The following is an 18,315-nucleotide window of genomic DNA, read 5'->3' as shown; positions in this document are numbered from 1 at the left end:
TTATTTTCCTTCTTTTTCCGAGGGCGGAATGGTTAGGTGTATTTCGGTTCCTAGTTCGAGTTTACGGATTTTTGCGGTTCCGCCGGCTCTTTCCATTCGCCCGATAATTGAGTCTTTAACCCCGTGCCTGTCGGGGGCGATGTTTTCTAGGGTGAATCCGCAACCGTGGTCGCGTATGTAGATGTCGATTTGTCCGGGGCGTATTTCTGAGAATACTCGCACAGGTGGTTTTCCGTGTCTTACCGCATTTTTTGTGGCTTCGGCAGTGGCAGCAATGATGGTTAGTTCATTGGGGCCGGGGGTGGTGTCTCCCACGCAGACAGCTTCAACTTCTGTTCCGTAGCTGGTTTCAATTTCGCTAATAGTTTGTCTAAGTTGTTCAGAGAATGATTTTTGGGTGTCTTTAACTCCGGTGTAGAGCCAGGCTCTTAGTTCGCGTTCTTGTTGGATTGCGAGGCTTTTTACTTTCGCTGCGTCCATTGCGTTTGCTTTGATTAGCATGAGTGTTTGGAGTACGGAGTCATGTAGGTGGGCGGCTATGTCAGCTCGTTCTGTTTCGCGTACTCGTTCTAATTTTGCATTTTGGTATTCTTGGTTGGAATACATGAGGAATGGGGCCAGGGAAAGAGTTACCGAAGCTAGGATTGCTATACCTACGAAAAGGTTATTCACCCAGGGTTCATCTATTTGCACGGCGGCGGAGATTAAGAGGATCCCTCCGATTTGGAGTAAGAAGCCCAAAGTTAGGGGGGTGGCTACGGCGGGTTTTATCCAGCGGTTTAGATTTTGGGTTTGGGTCCAGATAATCAGTATTCCACTGGACAGAAGTGCGATGCCCAGATGCCAGTCAGAAAGTAGATACCAGCCGTTTAGATGCATTAGTCCGACTATGCTAACTAGTAAAAAAGGCGTTGCTAGCATTATCCCTTGGATGTAAGACGGGATTTGCCAGCCGGTGTTCACAATTTTTTGTTTTTGTGCCAGGCGTTCTTCATTATATTCGCGGTAATCGGTGGTGGGTTTTACTGTTGCCCAGAGCCAGACGTATAAGATAATTCCGGCACCAAAGAAGGCGAATAGGTTGATGAGTACGAAAAACCAGCGAATGTAGGCAACTTTTATATCCAGGTGGAGTGCTAAACCGGATGCTACTCCTGCTACATAGGGGGTAGGTCGGTAGGGGTCACCTGGACGGGTACGTTCTAAGGGGAGACGCTGGTTATTTGGTTGAAGTGTTTCTGCCACTTTTTAAGTCTGCCAGACTTTCTGTTCAATCCTCTATATTTTCTGCATATTTCAGGGTGCAATCAGGGGTTTCCCCGATAGCTGTCGGCTGTATTTTTATTGACAATAGAGGTATGAATACTTTTGATAATAATAATTCTGCGAATGGGCAGCCTCCTTTTGCTGGAGCTGTTCCTCCCGGTGGCTATGGTCCTCCCGGTGGCTATGGTCCTCCGCAAGCACCTTACAGAAAGCCACCTACGGCTAAGTTTTTTACTGAACTGCGGGCGCTGACTTGGCGACGTTCTCAAAACGGTTGGTTAGGGGGAATCGCCCTCGCTGTTGCTAAGAGATTCCAGTGGGATGTTGCGATTGTCCGCGGGATCTTTATCATCCTCTTACTGGTTTCTTTCCCAGTGGCTACTTTACTGTATATGCTCACCTGGGCGCTGTTGCCGGAAGAACATTCTGAGTCCATCGAGTTAGAGGAACTTTTAGCGTCGCGGTTTACCGGTTCGCAAGCACTTATTTTGCTGGGTACTATTGCGGCATTAACTTCTCGGGGTTTTCGATTTAACTTAGGTTTACTCGATCCTACCTTCGATAATGTCTTTTTTTCAGTTTCTCCGCTGACGATAGTTGCTCTGCTTATTGGGGTAATCATCTTTTTTGCCCATCGTAATAAATCAAACTCGAAAGGTGAAACTACCATGTATCCTTCATCTCCTAATGCCCCTCAACCTTTCGCAAATTTCGAAGCTGCAGCTCCCACTCCACCTGCTGCACAGAATCCACCTGTTTTTGAAGCTCCGCAGACTCCGCCTGCTCCACAGTTCACTGAAGCTACCCCTGTTGCTGAAGGTTCACTCCCCCCGGAGGCGTCGCCAAGGAATTGGGCTCCTCCGGCTGATTCGCTTCCCACATTTGTACCGGCTGCTCCGGAACTTCCGTTGCAGATTCCTGTCAATGGGTATGGAAACTACGCTTATCCGCCTGCGCATTCACCTAATATTCCGTCAGTTGCGCAGCCTCCGCTGTATTACCCGGGGGAAATGGCAGAGATAGGAGGCCGTTGGGGCAGAGGCCCTGGAGTTGCCGCCTTCCTGGGTCTGGCCGGGTTTAGCTTAGTTTCCCTAGCTTTCTTACTTTTAGCTAAGGAACTTAGTTTCCTCCCTCTTACCTCAGAGTTAGTTTTCTTAAACTTCCTTGGAATAGCTTTCATTTCCATGGGCTTAATGCTGGGTTATTTGGCTATTAAAGGTCGCCAAGGAACTTGGCTAACGGCTTTAAGTATTGTCGTTTTATTCCTACTCTCGCCCTTTATCTTAGGGTATGCCCCCTCGATTCATTACCCAATTCATTAAGGAAAGCTCTACCATGTCTACGCAAAATGATTTTTCACAAACCCCTGCTCCAGATGAACTTACTGACACAGTAGAACCTGCCGAAAGCGTTACTTCCAGCCCTACTGTTTCCGCATTTTCACCTGAAGCCACCGGAGAGACCCCTGTCAGCCCGGCCCCGTCGTTCGCTGAGACTAATGCCGATGTGCCGCCGGTAGGATCTGAAGCTCCCCTGGCTGGAACTGATACTTCTTTCCCCAGCGGCACTTATGATAGCGCTTCTTATTCCGCGGATTCAGTTGCCGGTTCTAAGGGAATTAACTTTGGTTTACTTGCCTGGGCTTTCATTGTCTTTGCGATCGGGGTTTTCATTATCGTACTTCCGTTCACGAATGGAATTGATCCGGTGGTGCTCGCGATTGTTTCTTCCGGAGCAATTGGTTTAGTTCTTTTAGTATTTGCTTTCGTCACTGCACTTAAAGAGCGTAAGCGCCGTTAATAATAACTGTGTTTTAGAAATGTCCGGTTAGTTATCTAAGGTAACTGACCGGACATTTTTTGCTAGGTTTTTCGGTTCAGTCCGCTTCGCGTCTGCAAATCAGGTATCCTTATATAGAAGAGTTTTGTGCTACAATGAAAGGAAGATTATGAAACTTGTTGTTGTCGGTGGTGTCGCCGCAGGTATGTCAGCAGCTGCCAGAGCACGCCGTTTAGATGAAAAAGCAGAAATTATCGTTTTCGAGGCCGGGCCATACGTGTCTTTCGCCAACTGTGGACTTCCCTACCACGTAGGTAAAGAAATCGCCGAACGCGATTCCCTTTTACTCCACACTCCCCAAACCCTAAAATCCCGCGCAAACTTAGATGTGCGAGTAAACTCAACTGTCACCAAAATTAACCGCGCAGAAAAAACTGTTTCCGTTTCCGGCCCAGACGGTGAATACACCGAAAGCTACGACAAACTAATCCTCGCTCCCGGAGCAGACGCAGTACTCCCCCCAGTTCCCGGCCTGGAACTACCCGTAGTTCACGGCCTGCGCACCATCCCCCAAATGGATGCTTTCCTTGCCGACCTGGCCGAACGCAAACCTACACACGTAACCGTCCTGGGCGCTGGATTCATCGGCTTAGAAGCAGTCGAAGCCCTGGTTCATCAAGGTTACACAGTTACCCTAGTTGAAGCAGCCCCCCAGGTAATGCCCCTCCTAGAACCAGATCTGGCAGTTGTTCTCCACCGTGAACTTCGCGAACACGGTGTAGACCTCCGCTTAGGGGTGCTGGCCCAGCGCGTTGAAGAAACCGCAAACGGTGCAATCGTACACCTCTCTGACGGTTCTACCGTAGAAACCGGTTTAATTCTCGCTTCCTTAGGGGTACGCCCTCGGTCAGAACTGGCTAAAGAAGCTGGACTGGAACTTTCTGAACGCGGCGCAGTGATTGTAGATGACAACCAAGTCACCTCTGACCCAGATATTTTAGCCGCCGGGGACGTAGTGCAAGTACGCTTCCACGACGGGCGACTTGCCCCCATCTTCCTAGCTGGCCCCGCCAACCGCCAAGGGCGCCGCGCCGCCGACCAGGCTTTAGGACACGCCACTATCGAGCAAAAACCCGTCCTCGGCACCGCAGTAGTCCGCGTTTTCGACGTAGTCGCCGCCGTAACCGGCGCTAACTCACGCGCTTTAGAAGGCAACACCGAATACACCACTGTGCGCGTACACGGCAGCCAGCATGCCGGCTACTACCCCGGTGCGAAACAAATCCACCTAACCGGCTTTTTCTCCCCCGATGGACACCTGCTCGGCGCCCAAGCAGTTGGCCCAGACGGAGCCGATAAACGCATCGACGTTTTAGCAACCGCCCTGCGCGCCGGAATGACCGCAGATGACTTAGCCGAACTGGAACTTTGCTACTCACCTCCAATCGGCTCCGCCAAAGACCTGGTAAATATGCTGGGCTTCACCGCCGGAAATATTCTATTCGACAACTGCCCCACCTGGGATTGGAAAGACATTCCTACAGTAATCGAAACCGATTTAGTGCTGGACGTGCGCAACCACGCAGAAGTAGATGGAAAGTTTAAGCTCCCCGAGTCTTTACTAATCCCTCTTCCAGAACTACGTGACCGGATTGAAGAAGTCCGCACCGCCGCAGCTGGACGCCGAGTCAGTGTTCACTGCCAGTCCGGTTTACGCTCTTACCTAGCGCAGCGGATTCTACAAGCCCACGGGATTGACTGCCAGAACTTCTCTGGTGGAGCAATCTCTTTACAGTTCGGTTTAGAAGTCCTTAATGCACAGAAAAAATAGTTTTACCACGCCCTTGGGAAAACCCTTTAAAAGGCACGTAAAACACCCTGCTTAATTGCAAATCCCAAAGACAAAAAAGGGGGGCTTGGCGGAAATACTTCCGCCAAGCCCCCATTAAAGTTATCCGACTTAACCTTTCACCCCGCCAGCTTCTACTCCGCGGAAGAACTGCTTTTGAGTGGAAACGAAAAGTAAAATAATCGGCATTAGCGCAATCATCGTACCCGCTGCCACCACCCGCGGATTATTACTCATCGTGGATTTCAAATACTCCATCCCCACCGTCAGCGTGTACTTTTCCGGATCGGATAAAACCACCAGGGGCCACAGGAAATCATCCCAAGCTTGAATGAAACTCATCAATGCCACTACTGAAGCCATTCCCTTAACATTAGGCCAAAGAATATGGCGGATTCGCTGCATAACTGAAGCACCATCAATCGCAGCCGCATCTAAAATCGACTGTGGCACGGCAGCTGCGGCGGTAGTCATCAATAGAACGTTAATCGCCGTGATTGCACCGGGTAAGAAAACACCCACTAAAGTATTTGCCAAGCCCATACTTTTCACCGTCAAATACTGTGAGGTAAGGGTAACTTCACCCGGAAGTAAAAGGGTTGAAAGAATCAGAATCATTAAGATAGCTTTGCCCTTAAACTGCATTTGAGCCAGCGCATAACCGGCAGCAGTAGCAAAAATGACGTTAGTGACAACGGTAGCTAAAGCCACTAAAAGCGAGTGCCACGCGTAGGAAACTACCGGAATAGTGCGGGTTACTTCCGCATAGTTTTCCAAAGTTGGTTCAGCCGGAATCAAGTTCGGAGGGAACATATAAATGTCCTCAAACGGGCCTTTAAGGGAAGTAGAAAGCTGCCAAATGAAGGGGCCTACAGTAATCACCATGACAAAGACCAGCAGAATATAGCGGAAAATTAGTCCCTGTAAGGTTGGTTTTGCGAAATCCGCTTCGCCGCGGCGGCGCCAGGGTCGGTTAATTTTCATTTCGTGGTTCCTTCCGCGATTAGTTTCCCATTTTTACGTTGGGCGCGGCGCTTCTTCCTGTTTTCGAGGGCGGTGCGGATCTGCTCTCCTTGATTAATCCAACCCACAATCAGTAGAGGCACAATGGTGAGGAAGAAAAGTACCACTGATACGGCGGAGGCGTAACCTAACCGCCCGTTTAAGCCTTTTCCGGTTTGTTGGATTAGCATTACCAGGGATTGGGCTTGCCCACCGGGTCCACCGGTTCCATTAGTGAGCACGTAGATTTCAGCGAAGATACGCATCGCGGCAACTGTAATCAGCGCAGAAATTAGCATCATGGCGGGACGTACCGCAGGAACAGTGACGTTCCAAAAACGCTGCCAGGTGTTGGCCCCGTCTAAAGCGGCAGCTTCGTGGAGTTCAGGGGAAACGTTAGTAAGTGCCGCTAGGTAAACTACCATGTAGTATCCCAGCCCTTTCCAAACGGTGAGAGAAATGGCGGATAAGAGAATTAGCCAACGATCGATGAGGAAAGTAATCGGTTCGTCAATCACACCGGTGAACATTAAAGATTCGTTGATGATGCCTTTAGTGTCGAAAATCCAGCTCCAAATAATCCCGACTACTACCACTGAAGCGATCACTGGGAAATAGTAGGTGGTGCGGAAAATCGAAATAGCGGGGATTTTCTTTTGTACTAAAAGAGCCAGAAAAAGAGGTAGGAAAGTTAGCAGAGGAACGCAAATGAGGACGTACACGAAACTGGTCGTCATCGCATAGGTGAAGCGTTCGTCTGCAAAAAGTTCTTGGAAGTTTTCCAGTCCCACCCAGTTTGGTTTCCGCAGGGGCCGGGCGTCTGTGAAGGCTAGGTAGACTGTGTTTAGAAATGGCCAGATTGCAAAGACTACTACCCACACAATCGCCGGAGCCAAAAGTATGTATGGCGTGTACCAGCGGTAGGATTTCATTTTCCGCCTCCTTTAACTAAAGCAGTAACTAAAGTTCTGTGATTAAAGCTCTTTTGGTTGGGAAGATTTGTGAGGGTGTGTGGTGCAGATGCCACCGCACACCCTCACAGGTTGATTACTTAGCGAGGTTCTTATTCGCGTAATCGACGGCCTTATCTAAGGCTTCCTGAATGGAAATTTCACCCTTAACAGCCAGAGCCATCTGCTGTTTGAGGTAGGTGTCCATGTCGTAGGTGAACTGGATGGGGTATTCAGGGGTTGCTTCATCCATTGCGGCGGCAGCTTTTTCAGTTGCCTGCTTTTGGAGTTCGGATTCAATTACTGAAGTGAAAGAATCTGGGTTTGCGTTTGCTTCCTTAGTTCCGGGGAAGAAACCTTGGGCGAGTTTAACGAATTCCACTTGGTTTTCAGTGTTGGTTAGGTACTTAGCGAAAGCTAAAGCAACTTCAGGATTCTTAGTATTCTTAGCTACTGAAATACCTTGAATGAACAAAGGTGGGTGTCCGATTCGTGGGGTTACTACAGTGTCAGCTACCAAAGTTGGAGCGTCTTTTGCCATGTCAGAAGCGAAACCAGCAGCGCCGGTAGTCCAAGCAGTTTTCCCTGAAAGGTACAGGGTCTTGTTCCCCAGGTAGTCGGCGTTCAACGCTTCGGCTGGCATAGCTCCGTCCTCGTAGGCTTTCTTGTAGCGTTCCACTACTTTTACAGCTTCTGGAGTGTTGAAAACGAACTTACCGTCCTTGTAGATTTCCACTCCGGCAGCTGAAAGAGTCCCGGTACGGGGTACGTCAGAAATCATCTTAATTTTCCCGTTTGTTTCTTTGGCTACTTTAGAAGCCATTTCGAATAGTTCATCCAAAGTGGTAGGAAGTTTGTCGATATCCACGCCGGCATCTTTAAGCATCTTTGTGTTGTACCAGTTGAGGTCAGTTCCCAAATACCAGGCGTACCCGTAGGTTCCTTCAATCTCTGGGTACTCGTAGGCTTTACTTGCCCCTTCGACATAGAGATCAAGAGTTTTCGCATCGGCTGCTTTCAGGTCCATCAGCTGATCTACCTGAGCCAGTTTGTAAGCGAATTCTGGAGGTAGGTTGATTACGTCTGGGAGTTCACCAGAGTTAGCTTGCTGGAGGATTTTATCTTCGTAGCCGTCACCGGGTTGGTCAATCCATTTGATTTTCACACCTGGGTTAGCGGTTTCAAAGTCTTTGATGAGTTTTTCAAAGTAGGGGGAGAATCGGTCACCTTTGAGTGACCAGGTTTGGAAGGTGATTTCCCCACTTAGACCTTTTACGTCGGAGCTAACTTCAGGTGTGGTGCCTGCGCCGCCACCGGTACATGCTGCCAAGCTTAATGCGGCTAGGCCTGCAATTACTGCAGATAGAACACGTTTGGTTCTCATTTGTTTTCCCTCCTTGGAAATTATTTATTTTGGTTAGTTGGAAGTCCCGTGGGGGTTACTCCCAGGTTGAAAGGAAAGTTTGCGTCGGCGCTTGCTTTCCGATTTTTTCTTCATATCCGCTTAAGTTCAGTTCGATAGCTTTCACGTCCCCTTGGAGGGCGTGCGCTACCCACTGATCAAAGAATGCGTGGGTGGCATCGGTTTGGCTACGCTGCCACTGCGGGGCGTTAAAGACCAGTTTTTCGCGTTCCACCGGCTCATATTCGGTGGCACTGTAGAGTTGGGTGGCTTCTTTGAAGGCTTCCCCGATGGGTTTGACTTTTCCGTCCTCGGAAATTAATCCCAAAGAATATTCTAAAACGGGGAAATCTGCCAAGTCTTGCGAAACGTCGTGGGAACACCACCAGGTGATGGCTTCTAAATGGGGGGAGACTCCCCCGCCGCCGGCTCCTAACAAGTTACCCACTGTTTCTAAAAGGAATTGGGGAGCGTCACTGGTTTCCACGTAGTTTATGGGACTGCCAATTTCTTGGAGCCACACGCCTCTACCCGGGGTGGGTGACCAGGCGGCTGCGAGTTCACACAGGTAGCGGGCAAAATGGGTTAGCTCTGGCGCACCTTTTCCAAAACGCGGGCCGATCCGCCCAAATACCCAGGAGTGAACGGTAGTTAAGTCACCGTATTCAACTGCTGCTGCGGGGGTGAAGGGGTGCGTGTCGTCAAACCAGAGGTCGTCGTCGTGGCAGTGCACGTGCGTCCCGGCGGGCCAAATTTCCTTGGCTTTCCCCAGTAGGGTTGCCAGCCATTGATTCGCTTCAGTTTTAGAAATCAAGTCGGCATCTGGGTGACGCAGGGCAGCGAACTGGATAAATTCGTTACCTACGGTCAGTCCCGTGGTGCCGGGAACGTCTTTCAGGGCTTTTCCGAGGGCGGTGAGTAACTGTAGTTGTCCATCCACCACCTGCGGGTCAGTGAAAAGGTTTCGCCGGTGCCAGGTGGAAACCCAGCTGGGGAGGAAATCAAATGAGGACAGGTGTCCTTGGAGGACATCTATTGAGGTATTCAAGCCGGCTTGATGAGCCAGTTCAGCAACTTTCACCACGTCATCGATTGCTTTTGTGCGGATCAGCGTGCGATTTGGTTGCAGGATCGGCCATAGGGGGAAGATACGCACATGGTCAGCGCCTATGCTGGCAATGGTTTGCATATCTTCAGCTACTTTAGCTGGATCAAAGTCCAGCCAGGAGTGGAACCAGTTTCCACGCGGTGTGTAGTTCACGCCAAATTTCACTTTGCACTTCCTTCGGTTGGGATTCGCAGGGTGATGATTTGGAAGGGACTTACTTCCAAGCTATAAGAACGCGATTCAGTTTGGGTTAGTTGTTTAGTTTCCACCGGCTGATAGCGCAGATCAGTTATGAGCGGCTGTTTCAACCGGGGGTGGAGTAGGGTTAAGGTGGCGTTTGCCGGGCCGCCGGTTGGCTCATAGGCGCGGATTATCACGTCACCGGATCCGTCAGGAGCTAAAGCCACTGATTCTGTAGTTAATCCTTCTAAGGTAAACAGTGGGGCAACTGGTTTGCCGGTTAGTTTACGCCGCCCCAAGTTAATGTCTTGCCCGGCAGCTACTGCATTTTCTACGCTGGCACCGGGAATCAGACGGAATTTCCAACTGTGGTTTCCCTGATCTTGGTGTGGGTCAGGGTAGACAGCAGTTTTTATTAAAGTAGCTCTAACCAGTGACCAGGTTCCGCGGTTTCCGCGAGCGTGGCGGGTAACGTCCCACCCGTAGGTGGCGTTATTGGCGATTGCTAGTGCAGCACCTGCGTTAGCTATCCGAATCCAGCGGTGTGCGCCGGCTTCAAACTTATAGGCGTCCCAAGAGGTATTTTCGTGGGTGTTGCGTTTGATGAAGCCCATTTGGGTTTCATATTCGGCTTGGTCGGTGTGAATATCAACGGGGAAGCCTAGTTTCAGGAGTTTTTCACTTTCCCACCAGCTTGCCTCTACTTGTAGGTCCAGGCCGGTTTCGCCGGGGGCAAGGCTCCAGGTTAGGTTGATTTCACTTTGCCCGTAGGTGGCGGTTGCTTTAACTATTGCTTGCCCGTCGGTGAGGGTGAGGGATTTTAGTTGGCGGGTTTCTACCGTAGTTTGGCTGCCGCGGTAGAAGGGGTCGATATCCCATGCGTCCCACATGTTAGGGAAGTCTTGGTGAACGTGTAGAACTCCGGCAGCTGCGTTTGCCGGTAGGTATTCGCGTCCGGTAGCTACTTCTACTAGGCTTTCACATTCACCTGCTTGGTTGAAGCGGGCGGTAATGATTCCGTTTGAGATTTCTCGGCGCTCGCGGTCGATGGTAACTGGCGTGGGGTTACTTACCGGATTTGTTGTTACCGAATTAGTTGTTACCGGGTGGGCTGGCTGGGTATTTTGGGTTGCTGCACCGCTGGTTGTGAGGGGCTCGGCGCTGATACTTAGAGGAGCGGCTGCGCCGAGGGAATATGAGCTGGCATTTGCGCTGAGAAGTTGGTCGCCACCGGCAGTTAATGCGGTTAAAGAAGCGTTTATGATTGCTTCGAGGCGTGCGGAAGTTTCTGCGTGGATTTCTTTTACTTCACGGTGTACCCAGGCGATTGAGGTGCCGGGGAGAATATCGTGGAATTGGCATAGTAAAAGGTTGCGCCATAGTTCGCGTAGTTCTGCTAAGGGGTAGTCTCTAACTCCGTTTAGGGCGGCCATAGTTGCCCATAGTTCAGCTTCACGCAGCAGAGCTTCGTTACGGCGGTTACCTTGTTTAGTGGCGATTTGTGAGGTGAGGGTTCCGCGGTGGAGTTCTAGGTATAGTTCCCCCACCCATACCGGCGGCTGGGGTTGGTCGGCAATGGCTTTGTCAAAGAAGTCTACGGGGCTTTCCATTTTTACTACTGGTGCGCCCTGTAGGTTACTGTAGCGGCTGATCCGTTCTATCATTTCCCGGGTGGGGCCGCCCCCGCCGTCTCCGTAGCCGAAGGGAAGTAGGGAGCAGTTGGCGCGTCCTTTATTCTTAAAGTTATTTACCGCGTGGTGTAGGTTGGCTCCGCTAATGTCTGATCCGTAGGTGTCTGCCGGGGGGAAGTGGGTGAAGATCCGCGATCCGTCGATTCCTTCCCAAAGTAGCGTGTGGTGAGGGAATACATTTACTTGGTTCCACGAGATTTTCTGGGTGAGGAAGCGTTCAATCCCTGCTTCACGAGCGATTTGTGGCAGTGCTGCAGAGTAGCCGAAAGAATCGGGGAGCCAGATTTCTTTACAGGTGTATCCCAGGTTTTCTTCTAGCCAGCTCATACCTTCGGTGAGTTGCCGGCAGAGGGCTTCTCCCCCAGGTAAAACTGCATCTGGCTCTACCCACATTCCGCCGACGGGGACAATACTGCCGTTTTCAACACAGGTTTTGATGCGGGTAAATAAGTTGGGGTCGTCTTGTTTTACCCATTCCAGGTGTTGTGCGGCGGGGAGGGCGAAGATTAGTCCGGTGCCGTCCTCGATAAGTCTTACTACGTTTGCCAGGGTGCGGATTACTTTGCGTCGGGTTTCGCGCAGTGGCCACAGCCAGGCGGTGTCGATGTGGGCGTGTCCCACGGCAGATAGTTGGTGGGCGCCGGGCAATGCGGGGGCAGTTAAAACCGGTTTGAGAATTTCTCTAGCTTTAGGCGCGGTAGCGGGGATCTGGTTTAGATCGAGGGCGTCTAAGGCGTCGTTTAGAGTGAAGAGGATCCGCCAGTGCCAGTCGGTAAAGTCTTTTTCTACAGCGATTAGTTCTCTTAAAACTGCAATATCTAATGCCAGGTGGTAGACGTCTGCGTGTTTAATACATAGGTCAGCGCTGCGGAAAGTGTAAAGGTCAGTTTGTGAAGCGGTGAGTTTGTCTCCGTCGTAGGTGACTTGGAATGGGGGGACGGCTAATAGCAGGGGGTTTGCGGCTGCTTCGATGTAGATTTCTTGTTGTTTAGTGTGGCGGTCTAAAGGGAGCCAGCGGTTTTTCGGGTTCAGTGCTTTAAGGGTTTCGCCGTTGGCGTCGCGGATCAGGGCTTCACATTGGAAGCCTACTGAGTGGTCTTCCCAGCCCAGGTCAAAGACTGCTTCCAGTTCATCGTTTTCTGACAGTTCCAGATTTGCTGGGGTTTCGAGGACGGTGCGGAACCAGGTGGTTTGCCACGGCGCTCCCCAGGTGGTGCCCAGGGTGAAAGGTGTGTAGGGCGCAGTTTTCGCTTCGTTGAAAGAGATGGGCTCGGCAATGATCCCGTTTTCTAGGGGGATCCGGTAGTGTTCCAGGGTAAGGGGAGCGATTTTTGTGTATTGGGCAGGCAAAATGCGCTCAACCAGGGTACGCTCTATGCGGCGTTCCAAGATATCTCTATTGTCATGCATTTTGACTCCTTCGTCTGTTACTTCCTCGATGAAGTATGTAATGAATAGTACTTACTAAAACGGTTTAGTAAACTATCTTTAGATTAAGATTTTATAACGTTTAAGGTGATTTTAATGAAGCGAGTCACAATCAAAGATATTGCGCGGGCAGCTAAAGTCTCCCCCACCGCAGTTTCTTTCGCACTCAACGACAAACCGGGAATATCCGCACAAACCCGCGAACGCATCCTTACAGTAGCCGCCTCAATGGGGTGGTCACCCAACCCCACAGCACGCGCTCTATCAGCATCCAAAACAAATACAATCGGCTTAGTTATCCCCCGCCCCAACACCTCCCACTTAGCCGAAAGATTCTACTTCAACTTCATTGTCGGCTTACAAACAACCCTGCACTCCAGCAACTATGAACTGCTCCTCCACCTGGCAGACTCTGTCGAAGATGAGTTAGAAACCTATCGCCTATGGTGGGCGCAGCGCAAAGTCGATGGCGTAGTAGTAGTTAACCCCCAGGAACAAGACCCACGCAGCAGCCTCTTAGAATCTTTAGAACTACCTGCCGTAGCCATCGGAGATTCCATGCCCGGAGCTTCTGCAGTACTGGCAAATGACGCCCAAATGATGGTTGAAATAGCTAAACATCTGGTCTCAAGAGAAGTTAGTTCCCTGGCGTACATCTGCGGAGCCGCCACCCGCCTACACGCTAAACGACGGATCACGTCCTTGCGTAACTTCGCAAAAACTGTGGTGCTCTCTGTAGAAATCGCTTCCAACACAGACTTCACCGAATATGCCGGATATACCGAAACTACGAAACTATTAGAAAAAGCAAACCCTCCGCAGGCGCTAATCTTTGAAAACGAAATCCTGGCACTCGGCGGCTTACAAGCCCTTTACGACAATGACCTTACCCCCGGGAAACAAATCCTCCTAGTTTCTTGCGAAGACTCACCCATATGTCGGGTAGTAAAACCCTCCATCTCCGCAATCAGTCGCAACCCCGCCACCTTAGGTGAACACGCCGCCCAAGTTCTAGTATCTGTCCTGGACGGACAACCACCCCACACCGTAAGCGAAGAAACTCCCAATGTGATTGTGCGGGACTCTTCTGCTAACAACTTAAACGGGACTAGCCACTAGCAAGCAAACTACGTGTCCTTCAAGGAATATATCTAAATCAGATTCCCGCGTAGCGAGCCAGTTCTTCTTCAATAATCGCCTCATCCAATTTCACAAAAACTGGTTTCGGTTTCTCAATCTTCGTTCCCACAACTACGTTGCGACGCTCCCACTTAGGGAACTGATAGTCGCCAGTAATAATTGGGTAAGCGCGGGCAGAACCATCTTCATTAGTAACATCCAAGTCCTCCACCTCAACGATAGACGGCATTGGAGCCAAGTCACCAGCACCCCCCATTACCAGGTCAATCGCATTAGCAGAGTGAGGTAAGAACGGGCTCATCATCGTATTCAAATCAGAAACCGCCTGCGCCAAAGTCCACAAAATCGTAGCTAAACGCTCTTCCTGCGCAGGATCCTTCAACTTAAAAGGCTCCGTATCAGCCACATACTTATTAGCTTCACCCACCAGCCGCATTACCGTAGCAATCGCCGCTTTCTGCCGATGAGAGCCGATCAGCTCACCGACCTCGGCAAATCCAGCTGCCAACTGATCCAACAGGGCCCGGTCAATCTCTGCCAACTCTCCCGGCTGAGGAATCTCCCCAAAACGCTTACTAATCATCGAAGCTGATCGGTTCACCAAGTTCCCCCAACCAGCTACCAGTTCCGAGTTAGTCCGGCGCACAAACTCAGCCCAAGTAAAGTCCGCATCAGAACTTTCCGGCCCAGCCGCCGAAATGAAGTAACGCAACGCATCCGGCTGGTAGCGAGACAGCATATCCCGCACATAAATCACAATCCCCCGCGAGGACGCAAACTTACGCCCTTCCATAGTGAGGAACTCTGAAGAAACCACTTCAGTCGGCAGATTCAAAGTACCGAAAGCGCCAGGCTCACCGCCCTTGTCTCCGCCCCCGTTGTAACCTAAGATTTCCGCCGGCCAAATCTGCGAATGGAAAACAATATTGTCTTTACCCATGAAGTAGTAGGACAAGGCTTCAGGATCATTCCACCACTTCCGCCATGCTTCAGGGTCACCACTACGACGCGCCCACTCAATCGAAGCTGACAGGTAGCCAACTACCGCGTCAAACCAAACATACAGGCGCTTAGACGGCTGATCCTCCCACCCGGGTACAGGAATCCCCCAGTCAATATCGCGAGTCATCGCCCGAGGGCGAATATCTTCCAAAAAGTTCTGCGAAAACTTAATCACATTCGGACGCCAAGTACCGGACTTTTCACGCTCATCTAACCAGTTAGACAAAGCCCCAGCCAACCCAGGTAAATCCAAGAAATAATGTTCAGTTTCAATAAACTTAGGGGTTTCCCCATTGATCCGCGAAACCGGGTTAATCAAGTCAGTCGGATCCAGTTGGTTCCCACAGTTATCACACTGGTCGCCGCGCGCTCCCCCATCTTTACAGATCGGGCAAGTTCCCTCAATATAACGGTCCGGTAAAGTCCGTCCAGTAGACGGCGAAATCGCTCCGTGAGTGGTCTGCACCAGCATGTAACCGTTATCTCGCACCACCTCAAACATTGCCTGCACCACCTGATAGTGGTTACCGGTAGTAGTCCGAGTGAAAAGGTCATAGGAAAGCCCCAGCTGCACCAGATCCTCAACAATCAGCCGGTTATTTTCATCAGCCAACTGCCGGGGAGTAATCCCCTTCCCATCGGCAGCTACCAAAATTGGGGTACCGTGTTCGTCAGTCCCAGAGACCATTAGCACGTCGTGTCCCTGCATTCGCATGTACCGTGAGAAAACATCAGAAGGTACGCCGAAACCGGCTACGTGTCCAATATGACGAGGGCCGTTCGCATACGGCCAAGCTACTGCAGATAAAATACGACTCATAGTTAATAGTTTATGCCTTTAAGTACGGGTTTCTCTACTTTATGCTCTTTTAGTTACTTTGCTGCCAAAGCCGCCTGATAAAGCTCATTCTTCCGCAAGCCCGTCGCCTCAGCTACCTGCGCCGCCGCATCTTTAAGGCGCATACCTTCTGCAGCTAACGCCTTCACCTGCGCCACATAGTCTGCCGGATCTTTACTAGACTTTTCTGCTCCGGCGATTACCAGGGTAATTTCACCGCGGATTTCGCCCTCGGTAAGATCTTTTAACTCACTCACCGTACCGCGTAAGATTTCCTCATAAGTCTTGGTCAGCTCACGACATAACACCGCTTTGCGGTCTGCTCCGAAAACTTCTTCTAAAACCCCGAAAGTTTCATGCACTCGCTTAGGGGAATCGAAAAAAATCATCGTGCGCGGCTCAGTTTTTAAAGCTGCGAAGAACTTTCTGCGGTCACTCTCTTTGCGGGGCACAAACCCGTCAAAGCAGAAGCGGTCTGAAGGCAGCCCCGAAACTGCCAGGGCAGTGAGCACAGCAGACGGCCCAGGTAGAGCAGAAACCTTTATTTGCGCGGCTGCTGCCTGCGAAGCCACCCGAAAACCCGGGTCGGAAACTGTGGGCATTCCCGCGTCTGAAACTACCATGACGCGCTGCCCAGCTGCTGCTGCTTCAAGGAGCTTTTTCGCGCGCTCATTCTCATTATGTTCATGCAGCGCAATGATTTTCGCAGTTGTTTTAATCCCTAAACGCCCGCATAAATTAAGTAGTTTCCGCGTGTCTTCTGCGCCGATTAAGTCGGCTTCTTGCAGGGCTTTGACCAGGCGTGGGGAGGCGTCAGCTGTGTCCCCAATCGGGGTGGCAGCTAGCAGAATACTCCCGGCTGGTTGCACGGTGGCTTTAGAAGCACTTTCTCGAGGGCGATTTGTTTCATCTTTCACGATTTCTATTGTCCCATACCTGGGCAAGCGCCTCGCCTGGTATTTGGTGAGTAGGGTGCCATTGCGAAGTGTGGGTCGGCGCGTGGAAAAACAACGCGCCGGAATGGGAGTTTGTGAATCGCTGTGTGAATGAGTGGGCGCGGAAATCAGCGCGCCGGAATCGGAGTTTGTGAATCGCTGTGTGAATGAGTGCGCTGGAATGGGAGAGCGGCATTAGTGGGAAAATTTTGGGGGGCACCGAAGCGCCCCCCAAAAGTAGAATTAATCTACGGAATAGCTATCCCAGATTAAATCTGATTACAAATAGCTACTTTGCTAAGTCTAAACTTACTCGTCGCCCAGCTTGGAGTCTAGGAAATCGCGTGCAGCTTCAATCTTGTCTGCAAACTTACCACCGGTAGCAGAATCAACAGCGCCAGCTACGGTATCTAAGATGCCATCAGTGTTTTCTTCAGAAGCCAATTCAGCTGCCTTTGAAGTAACAGTTTCCTTAATGTCACCAAGGTTTGCTTTGCTGTCAGAAACAACTGCGTCAAGGTCAACTTCCTGACCGGTAAGTTCAGAAATCTTTTCGGAAACAGTGTTCTTAATATCGTCGAGGTTCATTTTTATCTCCTTTCCTGAGATTGATTCCATCATATCGGCATCTCAAAGGGCGCGCATCTTATAGATGGTCGTATTTGTTAATTGGTTGCATTCACAATAGGTTTTTGTGTTATACACGCTCCCAGCTGGCAATCGGCCCGGGGATTAAATCAAACATCGGATGGAGTTCGGTTGCAACATCATCAACGAGGTAGTGAACCCAATCTGGTGTCCGTTCAGTTAGCTTTCTTAAAAGATGTTCGCGTTCATAAGCTACCTGCCCGTCGGTAACTGTAATGCGAATACTTGGGTCGCTCTCAATAATCCGAGAAGCATCGAAGTTATATCCGCGCCGAGTCGCCTCTTTTTGTACAGAACTTAAGTAAGTACCTACTGCAGCTAGAGGACGTTCGCAGCTTTGAAAGCGTTCAAGCTGTGGATGGCGAGTATAACCCTTAGTTCGTCCAGCAATAACTGCCTGCGCTAAAAGCGCTTCCCGCCAACAGGCAGTAAGCCCTTGCCTATCTAGGTATTTCGGATGAATCGACCAAAGCCGCATATAAAGCCCTCCCAACATTAGTAACGCATGTATCTTACCCTATTAACAGGAAATTAATGTGTGCTTGTGCTGTTTGTGGTGCTAAACCGTGCTAGTTGGGTTTATGGGAGTTTCTTTTAGGCAGGCATTGCTCACATACTGATCCTACGCACCTCATTATGCGTATGTTATTTGGGTTCCGCCCCCTGGCTGTGGTAATGCCCTCGCCTGGACGTGTTTGGCTTGCGGCTATGCACCTGTTGCGTGTGTTTTGTGCCCTGGTTGTGGATACGCACGTCATTATGCGTATGTTATTCGTGTTCACGCGCTCTGGCTGTGGGCGTGTGGCTGCAGTAACGCCCCCGCGTGTGCGTCTGGCTGCTATGTGCCCTCGTACCGCACGTGTGGGTTCACCTACCCGCGCCCCCTGGTGTGCGTGCCCTTGTGTGCCCCCCTGTTGTGTGTTGTGTGTTTTTGGGGGGGTATTGTTTTGGAGCACAAACACCATACCCGTTTGGGGTTTTGGTGTTTGTGCTCCAGTTTGTGTTTGGTTTGCGGCGGTGTCTTACTCTCCCACACCCTGGCGGGTGCAGTACCATCAGCGTGCTAAGGCTTAGCTTCCAGGTTCGGGATGGGGCTG

At 50.7% G+C, this 18,315-nt stretch carries 14 protein-coding genes; 4 read left to right on the top strand and 10 right to left on the bottom strand.

Features of this window, described 5'->3' with window-relative positions; genetic code table 11:
* On the bottom strand, positions 1–1,245 hold the full coding sequence (locus tag NXS08_RS06850) for an ATP-binding protein (RefSeq protein ID WP_259138809.1): 1,245 nt from the start codon (positions 1,243–1,245) through the stop codon (positions 1–3).
* Positions 1,246–1,358: 113 nt separating this feature from the next.
* Here NXS08_RS06850 and NXS08_RS06845 point away from each other — a divergent pair, with 113 nt between their 5' ends.
* The 3 genes from NXS08_RS06845 (at position 1,359) to NXS08_RS06835 (ending at position 4,876) form a co-directional block, all read left to right on the top strand.
* Positions 1,359–2,588, top strand: coding sequence for a PspC domain-containing protein (locus tag NXS08_RS06845; protein ID WP_259138807.1), 1,230 nt, complete (start codon positions 1,359–1,361; stop codon positions 2,586–2,588).
* A gap of 13 nt (positions 2,589–2,601) precedes the next feature.
* Positions 2,602–3,066 (top strand): hypothetical protein, encoded by a 465-nt coding sequence (locus NXS08_RS06840; protein WP_259138804.1) that lies wholly within the window; start codon positions 2,602–2,604, stop codon positions 3,064–3,066.
* Positions 3,067–3,214: 148 nt separating this feature from the next.
* Positions 3,215–4,876 carry an FAD-dependent oxidoreductase gene (locus NXS08_RS06835; protein ID WP_259138802.1) on the top strand — a complete coding sequence of 554 codons (1,662 nt, stop codon included), beginning with the start codon at positions 3,215–3,217 and terminating at the stop codon, positions 4,874–4,876.
* A gap of 129 nt (positions 4,877–5,005) precedes the next feature.
* On the opposite strand, the gene NXS08_RS06830 is transcribed toward NXS08_RS06835, so the two are convergent.
* The 5 genes from NXS08_RS06830 to NXS08_RS06810 form a co-directional block, all read right to left on the bottom strand.
* A complete protein-coding gene (locus NXS08_RS06830) occupies positions 5,006–5,878 on the bottom strand; it encodes a carbohydrate ABC transporter permease (protein ID WP_259138800.1) in 873 nt (290 codons plus the stop codon).
* Positions 5,875–6,828 (bottom strand): carbohydrate ABC transporter permease, encoded by a 954-nt coding sequence (locus tag NXS08_RS06825; RefSeq protein WP_259138798.1) that lies wholly within the window; start codon positions 6,826–6,828, stop codon positions 5,875–5,877. Before NXS08_RS06825 ends, NXS08_RS06830 begins: the two co-directional genes overlap by 4 nt.
* A 115-nt stretch (positions 6,829–6,943) precedes the next feature.
* Complete coding sequence (locus tag NXS08_RS06820; RefSeq protein ID WP_259138796.1) at positions 6,944–8,230, bottom strand: sugar ABC transporter substrate-binding protein; 1,287 nt, start codon at positions 8,228–8,230, stop codon at positions 6,944–6,946.
* A gap of 55 nt (positions 8,231–8,285) precedes the next feature.
* Positions 8,286–9,521 carry a hypothetical protein gene (locus NXS08_RS06815; RefSeq protein WP_259138794.1) on the bottom strand — a complete coding sequence of 412 codons (1,236 nt, stop codon included), beginning with the start codon at positions 9,519–9,521 and terminating at the stop codon, positions 8,286–8,288.
* Positions 9,518–12,637 (bottom strand): alpha-mannosidase, encoded by a 3,120-nt coding sequence (locus NXS08_RS06810; protein ID WP_259138792.1) that lies wholly within the window; start codon positions 12,635–12,637, stop codon positions 9,518–9,520. The genes NXS08_RS06815 and NXS08_RS06810 overlap by 4 nt, the downstream gene beginning before the upstream one ends.
* Positions 12,638–12,751: 114 nt before the next feature.
* Between NXS08_RS06810 and NXS08_RS06805 the strand changes: the two genes are divergently transcribed.
* Positions 12,752–13,774 (top strand): LacI family DNA-binding transcriptional regulator, encoded by a 1,023-nt coding sequence (locus tag NXS08_RS06805; protein ID WP_259138790.1) that lies wholly within the window; start codon positions 12,752–12,754, stop codon positions 13,772–13,774.
* Between the two features lie 37 nt (positions 13,775–13,811).
* Here NXS08_RS06805 and metG read toward each other — a convergent pair whose 3' ends face one another.
* The 4 genes from metG to NXS08_RS06785 form a co-directional block, all read right to left on the bottom strand.
* Positions 13,812–15,617, bottom strand: coding sequence for a methionine--tRNA ligase (gene metG, locus NXS08_RS06800; protein WP_259138788.1), 1,806 nt, complete (start codon positions 15,615–15,617; stop codon positions 13,812–13,814).
* 53 nt (positions 15,618–15,670) lie between these two features.
* Positions 15,671–16,561 (bottom strand): 16S rRNA (cytidine(1402)-2'-O)-methyltransferase, encoded by an 891-nt coding sequence (rsmI, locus tag NXS08_RS06795; RefSeq protein ID WP_259138932.1) that lies wholly within the window; start codon positions 16,559–16,561, stop codon positions 15,671–15,673.
* 318 nt (positions 16,562–16,879) lie between these two features.
* Positions 16,880–17,158, bottom strand: a complete 279-nt coding sequence (locus tag NXS08_RS06790; protein ID WP_259138786.1) for an antitoxin — start codon at positions 17,156–17,158, stop codon at positions 16,880–16,882.
* Positions 17,159–17,267: 109 nt separating this feature from the next.
* A complete protein-coding gene (locus tag NXS08_RS06785) occupies positions 17,268–17,696 on the bottom strand; it encodes a pyrimidine dimer DNA glycosylase/endonuclease V (protein ID WP_259138784.1) in 429 nt (142 codons plus the stop codon).
* Positions 17,697–18,315 lie beyond the last annotated feature (619 nt).

Origin of the sequence: Gleimia sp. 6138-11-ORH1, from assembly GCF_024814355.1 — a bacterium.
Classification (GTDB): Bacteria; Actinomycetota; Actinomycetes; order Actinomycetales; family Actinomycetaceae; genus Gleimia.
The sequence above is the reverse complement of the archived record's forward strand: the minus strand, read 5'-3'. Positions and strand labels throughout refer to the sequence as shown.